Consider the following 13,615-nt stretch of genomic DNA (forward strand, 5'->3'; position numbering starts at 1 on the left):
GGCGACCGAGCAGAATTATTGATGAATGCCTTCAATCCGCGTGATGACGGACCGCGAATTTCCTCGTGCATCGCCGCGGAAACGCGCCGACGCAGGTTCTCCGATACGCTTGGGAACGGCCCCTAAAGCTGCTCGTAGGGCAGTTCGAAGGTGTTGCAGGCCGAGACCCGGCCACTGTCGAAGCCCTGCTTGAACCAGCGCATGCGCTGGGCCGACGTTCCGTGGTTGAAGCTGTCGGGCACGACATAGCCCTGGCTGCGCTTCTGCAACGTGTCGTCGCCGATCTGGTGGGCGGCGTTCAGCGCTTCTTCCAGATCGCCGCTTTCGAGAATGCCCTTCTGGTCGGTGAAGCGGCCCCATATGCCGGCGAAGCAATCGGCCTGAAGCTCGACGCGCACCGACATGCGGTTCGCGTCCGCCTCGCTCATCGAGCGGCGGGCCTGATTGAACTTCGGCAGGATGCCGGTGAGGTTCTGGACGTGGTGCCCAACCTCATGGGCGATCACGTAGGCCTGCGCGAAATCGCCGGATGCGCCGAACTGCTGCTGAAGCTGGCGGAAGAAGTCCATGTCCAGATAGACCTTCTGGTCGCCCGGGCAATAAAAGGGGCCGGTGGCGACGGACGCCATGCCGCAAGCCGACGAGGTCTGCCCGCTGAACGTGACCAGAACCGGTTCCCGATACGTCTCGCCGGCAGCCTGGAAGATGCCGCTCCAGGTGTCTTCCGTGTCGGCGAGAACGGTGCGCACGAACTGCGTCATCTCGTCGTTGGCCGGCGGGGCGGACGAACCCGGAGCGCTCGTCTGCTGCGTATCGCCGCCAAGATCGATGTCGCCGCCGGAAAGCAGCGTCAGGGGATTGATGCCGAGGACCCAGCTGATGATGAGCAGGACGACGATGCCGCCGATGCTCAGTCCGCCGCCCCGTCCGCGCCCGATCGGCACGCGAAAGCCGCCGCCGCCGCGACCGGCACCGCCGGCCGACTGGTTGCGCCGGTCCTCGATATTGTCCGATTGCCTGCGACCTTGCCACTTCATGGGAATCTCTCCGTAACGTGCCGGCGTACATAGCGCATATATCGCAGATAGCCAGTCGCATTGCCATATCGGCCGCGATTCGCCGCCCGGCCGCGCGAAACCGCCCGAGGAAACCGGCGGCAAGGATTCTGTCGATTCCGGAAAATACGGGGTTCCGTTCGGCAAGACATTTGCCTATAAGCCCCTTCTAGCCTGAAATAGAGAAAAGCCTGTGCCCGGCCCGTGCGAAAATCCGCGCTGGCTGGCCTTCCGCACGGCATCGAGACGGGAAGTAGGAAGTCATGCCCAAGCGCCAAGATATCAAGTCCATCCTCATCATCGGCGCGGGGCCGATCGTCATCGGCCAGGCATGCGAATTCGACTATTCCGGCACCCAGGCCTGCAAGGCGCTGAAGGAAGAGGGCTACCGGGTCATTCTGGTGAACTCCAACCCGGCGACGATCATGACCGATCCGAACCTGGCCGACGCCACCTATGTGGAGCCGATCACGCCCGAAGTGGTCGCCAAGATCATCGCCAAGGAGCGCCCGGACGCACTTCTGCCGACGATGGGCGGCCAGACTGCGCTCAACACCGCCCTGTCCCTCAAGCGCATGGGCGTTCTCGACCGCTACAATGTCGAGATGATCGGCGCCAAGCCGGAAGCCATCGACAAGGCGGAGGACCGCGCCCTGTTCCGCGAGGCGATGGCGAAGATCGGGCTGGAGACGCCGCGCTCCATGCTCGCCAACGCTACCGAGATCAAGAACGCCGACCGCAAGAAGCACGAGGCCGACCGCTCCGGGCTGAAGGCCAGGCTTTCCGGCGCCGAACTCGACAAGGCGCTCGACGAGCTGGAAAACCAGTGGAACCTCGGCGAGACCGACCGCAAGCAGCGCTACATGAGCCACGCGATGGCCGTCGCCGCCCAGGCACTGGACACCGTTGGCCTTCCCGCCATCATCCGCCCCTCCTTCACGCTCGGCGGCACCGGCGGCGGCATCGCCTACAACCGCTCGGAATTCTTCGAGATCGTCTCCGGCGGCCTCGACGCCTCGCCGACCACGGAGGTCCTCGTCGAGGAATCGGTGCTCGGCTGGAAGGAGTATGAGATGGAAGTGGTCCGCGACAAGGCGGACAACTGCATCATCATCTGCTCCATCGAGAACATCGACCCGATGGGCGTCCACACCGGTGATTCGATCACCGTCGCCCCGGCGCTGACGCTCACGGACAAGGAATACCAGATCATGCGCAACGCCTCGATCGCGGTGCTGCGCGAGATCGGCGTCGAGACCGGCGGCTCGAACGTGCAGTTCGCCGTCAACCCGAAGGACGGCCGCCTCGTCGTCATTGAGATGAACCCGCGCGTGTCGCGCTCCTCGGCGCTGGCCTCGAAGGCTACCGGCTTCCCCATCGCCAAGATCGCCGCCAAGCTCGCCATCGGCTACACGCTGGACGAGCTGGAGAACGACATCACCGGCGGCGCGACGCCTGCCTCCTTCGAACCCTCCATCGACTACGTGGTGACGAAGATCCCGCGCTTCGCGTTCGAGAAGTTCCCCGGCGCCGATCCCGTTCTCACCACCGCCATGAAATCGGTCGGCGAAGTCATGGCCATCGGCCGCACCTTCGCGGAATCGCTGCAAAAGGCCCTGCGCGGCCTCGAAACCGGCCTGACGGGCCTCGACGAGATCGAAATTCCCGGCCTCGGCGAAGGCGACGACCACAACGCCATCCGTGCGGCCATCGGCACGCCGACGCCGGATCGCCTGCGCATGGTCGCCCAGGCGCTGCGCCTCGGCATGCCTGAGGCCGAAGTCCACGCAGGCTGCAAGATCGACCCGTGGTTCATCGCCCAGTTCAAGGCCATCGTCGACACGGAAGCCCGCATCCGCGAGCATGGCCTGCCGGAAGACGCCGAAAACCTGCGCATGCTGAAGGCTATGGGCTTTTCCGACGCCCGCCTCGCCAGCCTGACGGGCAGGCGCCCCAAGGAAGTGGCGGAGCTGCGCAACGGCCTGAACGTCCGCCCCGTCTACAAGCGCATCGACACCTGCGCCGCCGAGTTCGCCTCGCCGACTGCCTACATGTACTCGACCTACGAGACGCCGTTCGTCGGCCAGGCCCGCTCGGAAGCCCAGGTCTCGGATCGCAGGAAGGTCGTCATTCTCGGCGGCGGCCCGAACCGCATCGGCCAGGGCATCGAGTTCGACTATTGCTGCTGCCATGCCGCCTTCGCGCTGAAGGACGCCGGCTACGAGGCGATCATGGTCAACTGCAACCCGGAAACGGTCTCGACCGACTACGACACCTCCGACCGCCTCTACTTCGAACCGCTGACGGCGGAAGACGTGATCGAGATCCTGCGCGCCGAGCAGGAAAACGGCCAGCTTGTCGGCGTCATCGTGCAGTTCGGCGGCCAGACGCCGCTGAAGCTCGCGGAAGCGCTGGAAAAGAACGGCATCCCGATCCTCGGCACCGCCCCGGACATGATCGACCTTGCCGAGGACCGCGACCGCTTCCAGAAGCTTCTGATGAAGCTCGACCTCAACCAGCCGAACAACGGCATCGCCTATTCGGTCGAGCAGGCGCGCATCGTCGCGTCCGAGATCGGCTTCCCGCTGGTCGTGCGCCCGTCCTACGTGCTCGGCGGCCGCGCCATGCAGATCATCCATTCCGAATCCATGCTCCAGACCTACCTGCTCGACACGGTTCCGGAACTGGTGCCGGAAGACATCAAGCAGCGCTATCCGAACGACAAGACCGGCCAGATCAACACCCTGCTCGGCAAGAACCCGCTGCTGTTCGACAGCTACCTGACCAACGCCATCGAGGTCGACGTCGACGCCCTCTCGGATGGAAGCGACGTTTTCGTCTGCGGCATCATGGAGCATATCGAGGAAGCCGGCATCCATTCAGGCGACTCGGCCTGCTCGCTGCCGGTCCACTCGCTGTCGAATGAAACCGTCGACGAGCTGGAGCGGCAGACGGTGGCGCTTGCCAAGGCGCTCAATGTCGGCGGCCTGATGAACGTGCAATACGCCATCAAGGACGGCACGATCTACATCCTCGAAGTCAATCCGCGCGCCTCGCGCACCGTGCCCTTCGTCGCCAAGACCATCGGCGCGCCGATCGCCAAGATCGCCGCCCGCGTCATGGCCGGGGAAGCGCTCGACGTCGCCATCGCCGCCTACGGAAAAAAGCCCGATCCGCGCAACCTCAACCACATCGCCGTCAAGGAAGCCGTCTTCCCCTTCGCCCGCTTCCCCGGCGTCGACATCCTGCTCGGGCCGGAAATGCGCTCGACGGGCGAGGTCATCGGCCTCGACACGGATTATGCGCTGGCCTTTGCCAAATCGCAGCTCGGCGCCGGCGTCGAGCTGCCGCGCGAGGGAACGGTCTTCGTCTCGGTGCGCGACGAGGATAAGGAGCGCGTGCTGCCCGCCATCCGCCTGTTATCGAACATCGGCTTCAGGGTTCTGGCGACCGGCGGCACGCAGCGCTTCCTGGCCGAAAAGGGCATCGAGGCGCTGAAGATCAACAAGGTTCTGGAAGGCCGGCCGCATATCGAGGACGCCATCCGCAACCGTCAGGTCCAGCTCGTCATCAACACCACGGACGGCAACAAGGCGGTCTCCGATTCGAAATCTCTGCGCCGCGCCACGCTGATGCAGAAGGTGCCTTACTACACCACGATGGCCGGCGCGCAGGCCGCGGCGGAAGCCATCGAGGCGCTGAAGAAGGGCCAGCTCGAGGTTCGCCCGCTGCAAAGCTACTTCTGAAGGCGGCTGCGCCCGGGATTTGGGCAATCGACGACATGCTTTCCGGGTCATCGTGACGCGGATGCGGAATTAAGTGGCATTTGCCTGCGTCCTTCTGCTATAAGCGCCGGACGTTTGATTTGAGACATGGTTCCGTGGCCTTGCTTCGGGACCTGTTTTCTTTTGTGTCCGCCGCTGCGCGACGAGAAGACAGAAGGAAGTGGAAATGGTTGAGAAAGTGCCCATGACGCAGAGCGGCTTCGTCAAGCTGCAGGAAGAACTGCGCTGGCGGCAGCAGGAAGAGCGTCCCCGGATCATCGAGGCGATCGCGGAAGCGCGCGCCCACGGCGACCTGTCCGAAAATGCCGAATACCACGCGGCCAAGGAGGCCCAGAGCCACAACGAGGGACGCATCGGCGAACTCGAAGACCTGACGGCCCGCGCCGAGGTCATCGATCTGTCGAAAATGTCCGGCTCCAAGATCAAGTTCGGCGCGACCGTCAAGCTCGTGGACGAGGACACCGACGAGGAGAAGGTCTACCAGATCGTTGGCGATCAGGAAGCCGACGTGAAGGCGGGACGCATCTCCATCTCCTCGCCGATCGCGCGGGCGCTGATCGGCAAGGAAGTCGGCGACTCGATCGAGGTCAACGCGCCGGGCGGCGCGAAGGGCTATGAGATCCTGTCGGTCAACTGGGGTTGAAGGCAACGGTGCCGCCCGGATCACCTTCGGGCGACACCATGACGGAAACGCCTGCCGATCTTGAAATTTCCTGTTGCAGATAAGATGCGGCCATGACCGGTGACGCCCCCTTGAGAATCCTGCTTGCTGCCGATTTCGCCCGCAGCAAGGCGCAGCGCACGTTCTTCAGCGTCGAACGCAAGCTCGCGAACGGTTTCATCCGGCTGGGGCACAATGTCGTCTGCTTCTCGGACCGGGATACTGCCCGCGAATCCTCGCTGCTGCGGTCCAGCCGTCGCGGCGCGGCGAAGATGAACCTCAAGCTGGTCGAAACCGCCCGCCATTACCAGCCGCATGTCATCATGGTCGGCCACGCGGACCTCGTCACCGGGGAAACCTGGGCGGCGCTGCGCGAGGCGGTGAAGACAGTCCGACTCGCCCAGTTCAACGTCGACCCGACCTTCCGTCCGAAGACGATGGCGACGTTCGGGGAACGGGCGAACCACGTCGACGTCTCCTTCATCACGACGGGCGACGCCGCCGCCATCCGCGCCATCGAGCCGGCACCGAAGAACGTGCATTTCTTCCCCAATCCGGTCGACGGCTCCGTCGAGACCGCCCGCGTGTTCGAGCGGCAGCGCAACGAGCTGGAACTCGATCTCCTGTTTCTCGGCACCCGGATCGGCACGCGCGACGAGCAGATCGATTTTCTCGATTCGCACCTGGCGCCCGATGTCCGCCGCCGCTTTGCCGGCGGCATTCGCGGGTCGGAGCGGATTTCGGGCCTCGCCTTCCTGAATGCGCTGGCGACCGCCGCACAGAACCTGAACATCCCGATCGACGACCGCCGTCCCGAGGCCCTGCTCTACAGTTCCGACCGGATCGCGCTGCTGCTCGGCCAGGGAACGGCCGCCCACACCTCCGCACCCGCAAGGCTCGACACGCTTTACGACGACGGCGTCCTTGCCTTCTCCAGCCGGGAGGAACTGGCCGAGAATATCGTCGCGCTGTCGAAGGACGACGAACGCCGGCGGCGGATCGCGCAGCGGGGCTGGCAAATCGCCCACAGCAGGACGAACAGCACCCGCGTCGCGAAATACATGCTGGAATGCCTGTTTGCATTGCCGCTTTCGGAGGATTACGGATGGCCGACCGGCCCTCTGAGCTGAACGAACACGAAAAAGCGACACCTGCCTGCCCCCTCCAACGTCATCGAACCGAGCCCATCCTTGTCGAACCATCCTGCTCCCCGACCCGCGCCGGCGAAGCCCGCCGGAATTTCCATTCTGACATGGAAGGCGCCGAAGACGCTGCGCAACACGCTGGCGGCGCTGGCGCCGATCTATCCGCTGTTTTCCGAGCATTACGTCCTGTGCCAGGAAGGTGATCCGGAAGAGATCGAGATCGCCCGCCAGTTCGGCTACACGCCCGTCACCACCGACCGCAATCTCGGCATTCAGGAAGGCCTTGCGCGCTGCGCCGAACTGCCGGAAGCCGAAACCGTCATGGTGATGGAATGCGATTGCATGCTGCGCGATCCGCAAAACGCCGCCGCGCTGGTCGCCCGGTGCATTACCCTTCTGGACGAGCAGGACCTTCAGGCCATCCAGCTCCAGGTTCGCCCGGAGCAGCCGACCACGCGCTACTGGCACTACTGGAAGCCCGGCTTTCCGCTGAGGCCGACGCTTGCCGGACGGCTGCGCCGCGAATCGGCCAATGCCCGGACCAATGAAGCCGTCTGCCTGCCGGATTTCCCCCATCAGGGCATCGACGACATCGAGCCGCTCGGCGACGGCATATTCGTCGCCCGCTCCAACACCCTCAACTGGTGCAACCGGTCGTTCCTGACGACGAAGGGTTTCTTTCTCGATACGCTGATCCGCTTCGCGCGCGAACACCCGACCTCGCGCAAGGTCAACGGCCTGCCGGATCTGGAACATCCGATCAATTGCCCGCAGAACCGGCACTGGTGGCGCGGGCAGAAGTTCCGTATCGGCATCGTCTATCCGGGCCTGTTCGGCCATCATCGGCTGGAACGGCCACAGGACGACGAAAAGAAAGTGATCTGAAGCGCTTAAAGCATTTCCAGCAAAAGTGTGAAGTAGTTTTGCGTTTCGGAGAAAAGCGGAAACGCTCTACCGCCAGTGCTTGGTGATCCACGGGGTCGGCCGGACATGCTTGTAAAGCCGCTTCCACGGCGCATTGACCGGCCACGCCCCGATCTCGGCCTCGTCCGGGTCCGGCTTTCCGGTAAAGGCGACGACGCGCGTCCCCTCCGGCAGGGGCGGAACCTTGAAGAAGTTCATCGGCCATTTCGGCAGAAGCGTGTGCTTGAAGCTGACGCACCAGTCCGAGGGCCAGAACTCCATGTCGTCGACCAGCGCGGAAATATACTGCTGCTCGATGCGATAGTCGCGCAGCACCGCCTCGGGGTCCGCATTAAATCGGTCGAAAATCTCGCTATGCCGGCCGACATGCCAGCGATAGATCGAGGTGTTGCCGATGCGGCTGCCGGGCTGCGTCCAGTTTTCAGCAGCACAGAATTGGCCCGGCCTGTAATCGAAGAACACGTCGAGCCCGCCCGTGACGACGACATCCAGATCGAGATAGAGAACGTCCCCATCGAGATCGGCCAGCGGTGCCTGCCACATGGAAAGCTTGCGCCAGGGCAGCCACATCACCCGCTCGGGAAGGGTGATCGGCGGAAGCGGGTGGACGGCGACCTCTTCGGAAATGCCGGAAGTGTCATCGGTGAAGCAGACCAGCCGCGTCGGGCGCTGCGTATTGCGCTTGACCATCGACCAGAGCCGATTGACGTAATCGGCGGGATACCGCGTCCCCCACTTCATGCACACGATGGTTTGCATACCTTGTCCACTCCCGTTGACAGCGCCCGGCTGCCGCCGGACCGTCCATAATACAGTTGCCGGCCTCCGAACAGCCTTAATTTGGGCGCGGCGGACCGGCTTTCGCGGCATCGACCGCCCGGTTCGCGGCCCGGCGAACGAGACTGCTTGCCGTGACCGGGCACACTTGCTACAGGAAACCACCCGGATGCCCGCGTGGACTTTGGTCAACGGCATAAGAAACAAGGAGATACCGCGCCCTTGGGCCGCTCTTGCCCATTCCGCCGCGCCTCCTTTCCCGATGCCTTTCGCTGCCGATGCGACACCGCACGCCCTGCCGGCCGAGGAATGCCATGACGACGCCACTGAACATTCTCATCCTGACGCAATGCTTTCCCCCGGATGTCGGCGGCATCGAATCGATGATGGGCAATCTTGCCGAAACCTGCGCCGCCGCCGGCTACGGCGTGACCGTGCTGGCCGATGGCCGTGATGCGCCACCCGACCGCCCCTCGCCCTTTACCATCCGCCGGTTCGGCGGCTTCAAGCCGGTCCGGCGCTGGCGCAAGGGCCTTGCCGCAAACCGCCTGATCCGTTCCGGCGCGTTCGGGATCGTCATCGCGGATAGCTGGAAAAGCCTCGAATTCCTATCGCCCGGCGCGCTTGCCCGCGGCGGCGCCAGACTGATCGCGCTGGCGCACGGCATGGAGTTTCCGCAGGACGCCTCCTCGAAAAAAACCGGCCGCATCCGCGCCGCGCTCGCGAAGGCCGACGAGATCGTCGCCAACTCGCGCTACACCGCTGGTCTTTGCGCGCGCTATGCCGAGGGCGGCGCGATCCGTGTCGTAACGCCGCCGATCCCGCCGCAGCCTGACGCCGCGCCGGATCTGGTCGAGCGCTTCCGCCAGCCCGGCGAGCAAGGCTTCAACATCCTCACGCTCTGCCGGCTGGAACCGCGCAAGGGCGTGGACAAGGTGATCGAGGCGCTGGCCGCCCTCCGGTCCGACTATCCCGCGCTCCGGCTGCATGTCGCAGGCAACGGCCCCGACAGGGAACGGCTCGAAAGCCTCGCCCACTCCCTCGACGTCGCCGATGCCGTGATGTTCCACGGCCGCGTCTCCGACGAGGAAAAGGCCGCCCTCTACGCCGCCGCCGACATATTCGCCATGCCCGCGCGGCGCGAAGGCGCGTCGGTGGAAGGTTTCGGCCTCGTCTACCTCGAAGCCGGCTGGTACGGCACGCCCTCCATCGCCGGCCACGAGGGCGGAGCGTCGGATGCCGTACTGAACGGCGAGACGGGTCTCGTCTGCGATGGAGACAACACATTCGAAGTGACGGCGGCAGTGAGGCAATTCCTGTCCGATCCTGACCTTCTCACCCATATGAGCGAGCGCGCCGCCGCCCACGCCCATAGCCAGATCTGGCGCGACCGGCTGACCGCTTACCTCCCGCCTCCGCCGCCCGCCTCCGCACCCGCCTCCCCGCGCGTCCTGCAACTCGTTCCCGCGCTCGGCGACGGCGGGGTCGAGCGCAGCGCCGTGGAGATGGCCGGCTATCTCTCCTCCAAGGGCCTGGAAAACTGGATCGCCAGTTCCGGCGGGCCGCTCGTGGCGCAGGCCGAAAAGTGCGGCGCAAAGCATGCGGCGATTGCCGTCGGATCGAAATCGCCCTTCGGCATGCTCACCGCCGGCCGCGCCATCGCCCGGTTGATCGACGCGCAGGGCATCGATATCGTCCACGCCCGCAGCCGCGCACCGGCCTGGGCGGCGCTGATCGCATTGAAGCTGGCCCGCCGCAAACCTCGCTACGTCACCACCTTCCACGGCGTCTACAGCCACGGCAACCCGCTGAAAAGGCTTTACAACAGCGCCATGCTGCGCGCGCCGGTCGTCATCGCCAATTCCCTGTTCATCCGCGATCACATCGTCTCGGTCTATCATTATCCGGCCGGCCAGATCGTCGTCGCGCCGCGCGGCATCGAACCGGACGTCTTCGACCCCGAGGCGGTTCCGGCAGAGCGGCGCGCGGAAGTTCGCGGCGAACTCGGCGGCATGCCGAATCGCCCGCTTGTCGTCATGGTCGGCCGCATCACCGGCTGGAAGGGACATGCCGTCCTGCTGGAAGCCTTTGCCCGGATGAAGCGGCAGGATGCCGACCTCGCCTTCGTCGGCAGCGGCGTCGAAAGCGTCATTGCCGGGCTGAAAGACCGGATTTCCGCGCTCGGCCTTGATGGCCGCGTCTATCTGGCCGGCAGCCGGCGCGACATTCCTGCCGTTCTCGCCGCGGCCGACCTCGCCGTCTCCGCCTCCACCCGGCCGGAAGCCTTCGGGCGCGCGGTCATCGAGGCGCAGGCCATGCGCATTCCCGTCATCGCCACCGATCACGGCGGCAGCCGCGAGACGGTCATTCCCGGCGAAACCGGCTGGCTCGTGCCGCCCGGCGATGCCGCCGCGCTGGCCGCCGCCCTCGACGAGGCGCTGGAAGACCCGGGCCGCCGTGCCGTCATGGGCGCCAGGGGACGCGAGAACGTGCTGGCGCAATTCACCACGCAGGCCATGCTGGACAAGGAATTTTCCGCCTATGTCCGCGTGTCCGCCGCACCGGAGCGCCCATGACCGACGATCCGCGCCCGACAGTCTGGGTTCTGACCGACGGCAAGGCCGGCGATGAGCAGCCGCTGATCGGCGTGTGCGAAGCACTCGGCGCGGAGCCGCAACTGCGCCGCGTCAGCCCCCGGCCCATCTTCACGCTTCTGATGCCGTCCGGCCCGATCGACCCGCGCGAGGCGCCGGGAAAGCCAGGCTCGCCGCTTGCCCCTCCCTTCCCGGACATCTGCCTTGCCACGGGTCGGCGCGCCGTGGCCTATCTGCGCGCGCTCAAGAAGGCGTCGCCCGCGACGCTGACCGTCTTCTTCAAGAACCCGCGGACCGCCCGCAACGGCGCCGACCTCATCGTCGCCCAGAAGCACGACCGGCTGACCGGCGCGAACGTGCTGACGGTCGCCACCATGCCGAACCGCATCGATCCCGGCGCGCTCGACGCGCTGCGCCGCGAGCCGCCCGCCGCACTGGCAGGTCTGGCGCATCCGCGTCTGGCCGTGCTGATCGGCGGCAACAGCCGCCACCACACCTTTACGCCGGGCGATATCGAACGGCTGGCCGGCGGACTCAGGGCCCGTCAGGCCGAAGGCGCATCGCTGATGATCACCGCCTCGCGGCGGACCCCGCCGGTGCTGAAGCAGACGCTCGAAGCGCTGGCCGCGCTGCCCGGCGTCACGGTCTGGAACGGAAGCGGCGCAAATCCGCTGCTGGCCTATCTGGCGCTCGCCGACGAAGTGGTGGTGACGGCGGATTCGACCAACATGCTGGGCGAAGCGGCCTCCACCGGCAGGCCGTTGCAGGTGTTCCACCCGAGCGGCGGCCACCCGAAGATCGACCGGCTCGTGACGGCATTGTCGCAGATCGCCCATGTCGGCCGCTTCCCGGAGGCTCCCGCGTCGGGCACCTATCCGCCGGTGAACTCGACGCGCGAGATCGCCGATGCGATCCTCCGCCTCCGGCTGGAACGCACACGGCAGGCGTAGGCCGGCCGCCCCTTCAGATTTCCACGATCCCCAGACGCTTGACCTGACGGATGGTCAGCATCGTGCGGACGGTGTCGACATGTTCGTTGGCGGTCAGCACCTCGATGACGAAATCCTGAAACGCCGTCAGGTTCTCAGCCACGCAATGCAACAGGAAATCGCTGTCGCCGGAGACCATCCACGCCTGACGGACGATGCGCCATTGCGCAGTCGCCGCCGCGAAAGCCTTCAGGTTGGCTTCCGACTGGTGCTTGAGGCCGACCATGCAGAAGGCGACGAGGTCGAAGCCGAGCTTGGGCGCGTTCAGCATCGCATGATAGCCCTCGATGACGCCCGCCTCCTCCAGCTTCCTGACGCGCCGCAGACAGGGCGGCGGCGAAATGCCCACGCGGTCGGCCAGCTCGACATTGGTCATGCGACCATCCTGCTGCAACTCCCGCAAAATCTTGAGGTCGATGGCATCGAGTTCAACGCGCACGCAGATATTCCTTGTTCCCGCCCGGGTCCGCACCCAAGGCAGGTTTAGCGAAAACGACAGGATTCGCAAGAATATGACGCAATCGGGGAAGATAATGTCGCCGTCGTGAAATCCTGATTGAATTGCCTTGTTGGAAACGCAGGGCTGACCTTGAATAAACGCATGGAAAAACACTAAATGAAAGGTCAATACAGGCACGGTTCGATGGCTGCCTTCCTCCCCGCAGCCTGACGATTTCGACCGTGCCGCGAAAGGAAGTATATATGTCTGCCCAGCATACCAAGGTTCTCATCATCGGCTCCGGCCCTGCCGGATACACGGCCGCGATCTATGCGGCGCGCGCCATGCTGAAACCGGTTCTGATCGCCGGTCTGGAACAGGGCGGCCAGTTGATGATCACCACCGACGTCGAGAACTATCCGGGCTTCGCCGATCCGATCCAGGGCCCGTGGCTGATGGAGCAGATGCTCGGGCAGGCAAAACATGTCGGCGCCGAAATCGTCAACGACCTGGTGACGAAGGTCGACACGTCCACGCGTCCCTTCACCGTCGAGACCGATTCCGGCACCGTCTGGACAGCCGACACGCTGATCATCGCCACCGGCGCCAAGGCGAAGTGGCTCGGCATCGAAAGCGAGCAGCATTTCCAGGGCTTCGGCGTCTCGGCCTGCGCCACCTGCGACGGCTTCTTCTACCGCAACCGCGACGTGATCGTCGTCGGCGGCGGCAATTCCGCTGTGGAGGAAGCGCTTTATCTCTCCAATATCGCCAGAAGCGTCACGGTCGTTCATCGCCGCGACACGTTCCGTTCGGAAAAGATCCTTCAGGAACGCCTGTTCGCCAAGGAGAACGTCAACGTGCTGTGGAACACGGAAGTCGCCGAAATCACCGGCACCGCGGCCAAACCGCCCATGCCGCCGTCCGTGACCGGTGCAAGGCTGCGCGACACGAGGACGGGCGAGATCCGCGATGTCGCGATCGATGGCGTCTTCGTCGCGATCGGCCATGCGCCCGCCACCGAACTGTTCAGCGACAGCCTGAAGCTGAAGGACAGCGGCTATCTGTGGACCGCGCCCGATTCGACGGCCACCAGCCTCGAGGGCATCTTCGCCGCCGGCGACGTGACCGACGACACCTTCCGTCAGGCGATCACCGCCGCCGGCATGGGCTGCATGGCGGCACTCGAGGCCGAACGCTACCTGACGGCAAAATCCGGCTGACGCCGAAACAACGACCCGTCATAATC

General features: G+C 65.0%; 10 protein-coding genes. 7 read left to right on the plus strand and 3 right to left on the minus strand.

Annotated elements, in window-relative coordinates; translation table 11 throughout:
• Positions 1-122: 122 nt before the first annotated feature.
• A complete protein-coding gene (ypfJ, locus tag NOF55_RS05425) occupies positions 123-1,037 on the minus strand; it encodes a KPN_02809 family neutral zinc metallopeptidase (RefSeq protein WP_306410325.1) in 915 nt (304 codons plus the stop codon).
• A gap of 281 nt (positions 1,038-1,318) precedes the next feature.
• On the opposite strand from ypfJ, the gene carB reads away from it, so the two are divergent.
• The 4 genes from carB to NOF55_RS05445 all read left to right on the plus strand — a co-directional run bounded on the left by carB (position 1,319) and on the right by NOF55_RS05445 (position 7,531).
• Positions 1,319-4,801, plus strand: a complete 3,483-nt coding sequence (gene carB / locus NOF55_RS05430; protein WP_306410326.1) for a carbamoyl-phosphate synthase large subunit — start codon at positions 1,319-1,321, stop codon at positions 4,799-4,801.
• Positions 4,802-5,006: 205 nt separating this feature from the next.
• Complete coding sequence (gene greA / locus NOF55_RS05435; protein ID WP_306410327.1) at positions 5,007-5,483, plus strand: transcription elongation factor GreA; 477 nt, start codon at positions 5,007-5,009, stop codon at positions 5,481-5,483.
• Between the two features lie 92 nt (positions 5,484-5,575).
• Positions 5,576-6,631 (plus strand): glycosyltransferase family protein, encoded by a 1,056-nt coding sequence (locus NOF55_RS05440; RefSeq protein ID WP_306410328.1) that lies wholly within the window; start codon positions 5,576-5,578, stop codon positions 6,629-6,631.
• A 60-nt stretch (positions 6,632-6,691) separates the two neighbouring features.
• Positions 6,692-7,531, plus strand: coding sequence for a hypothetical protein (locus NOF55_RS05445; RefSeq protein ID WP_306410329.1), 840 nt, complete (start codon positions 6,692-6,694; stop codon positions 7,529-7,531).
• 66 nt (positions 7,532-7,597) lie between these two features.
• Here NOF55_RS05445 and NOF55_RS05450 read toward each other — a convergent pair whose 3' ends face one another.
• Positions 7,598-8,329: a hypothetical protein gene (locus tag NOF55_RS05450; protein WP_306410330.1), complete on the minus strand. Its 732-nt coding sequence runs from the start codon at positions 8,327-8,329 to the stop codon at positions 7,598-7,600.
• Between the two features lie 332 nt (positions 8,330-8,661).
• On the opposite strand from NOF55_RS05450, the gene NOF55_RS05455 reads away from it, so the two are divergent.
• Complete coding sequence (locus tag NOF55_RS05455; RefSeq protein ID WP_306410331.1) at positions 8,662-10,923, plus strand: glycosyltransferase; 2,262 nt, start codon at positions 8,662-8,664, stop codon at positions 10,921-10,923.
• Positions 10,920-11,891 carry a mitochondrial fission ELM1 family protein gene (locus tag NOF55_RS05460; protein WP_306410332.1) on the plus strand — a complete coding sequence of 324 codons (972 nt, stop codon included), beginning with the start codon at positions 10,920-10,922 and terminating at the stop codon, positions 11,889-11,891. The genes NOF55_RS05455 and NOF55_RS05460 overlap by 4 nt, the downstream gene beginning before the upstream one ends.
• A gap of 13 nt (positions 11,892-11,904) precedes the next feature.
• Here the strand turns inward: NOF55_RS05460 and NOF55_RS05465 are convergent, their stop codons facing one another.
• Positions 11,905-12,369, minus strand: coding sequence for an Lrp/AsnC family transcriptional regulator (locus NOF55_RS05465; RefSeq protein WP_306410333.1), 465 nt, complete (start codon positions 12,367-12,369; stop codon positions 11,905-11,907).
• A 263-nt stretch (positions 12,370-12,632) separates the two neighbouring features.
• Between NOF55_RS05465 and trxB the strand changes: the two genes are divergently transcribed.
• Positions 12,633-13,589, plus strand: coding sequence for a thioredoxin-disulfide reductase (trxB, locus tag NOF55_RS05470; protein ID WP_306410334.1), 957 nt, complete (start codon positions 12,633-12,635; stop codon positions 13,587-13,589).
• The last annotated feature ends 26 nt before the right edge of the window (positions 13,590-13,615 follow it).

The sequence above is a fragment of the Ectorhizobium quercum genome, assembly GCF_026552795.1.
GTDB classification, from domain to species: domain Bacteria; phylum Pseudomonadota; class Alphaproteobacteria; order Rhizobiales; family Rhizobiaceae; genus Ectorhizobium; species Ectorhizobium quercum.

Coding starts and splice junctions, on each gene's coding strand:
- ypfJ (WP_306410325.1), bottom strand. CDS start 1,037: ATGAAGTGGCAAGGTCGCAGGCAATCGGACAATATCGAGGACCGGCGC.
- carB (WP_306410326.1), top strand. CDS start 1,319: ATGCCCAAGCGCCAAGATATCAAGTCCATCCTCATCATCGGCGCGGGG.
- greA (WP_306410327.1), top strand. CDS start 5,007: ATGGTTGAGAAAGTGCCCATGACGCAGAGCGGCTTCGTCAAGCTGCAG.
- NOF55_RS05440 (WP_306410328.1), top strand. CDS start 5,576: ATGACCGGTGACGCCCCCTTGAGAATCCTGCTTGCTGCCGATTTCGCC.
- NOF55_RS05450 (WP_306410330.1), bottom strand. CDS start 8,329: ATGCAAACCATCGTGTGCATGAAGTGGGGGACGCGGTATCCCGCCGAT.
- NOF55_RS05455 (WP_306410331.1), top strand. CDS start 8,662: ATGACGACGCCACTGAACATTCTCATCCTGACGCAATGCTTTCCCCCG.
- NOF55_RS05460 (WP_306410332.1), top strand. CDS start 10,920: ATGACCGACGATCCGCGCCCGACAGTCTGGGTTCTGACCGACGGCAAG.
- trxB (WP_306410334.1), top strand. CDS start 12,633: ATGTCTGCCCAGCATACCAAGGTTCTCATCATCGGCTCCGGCCCTGCC.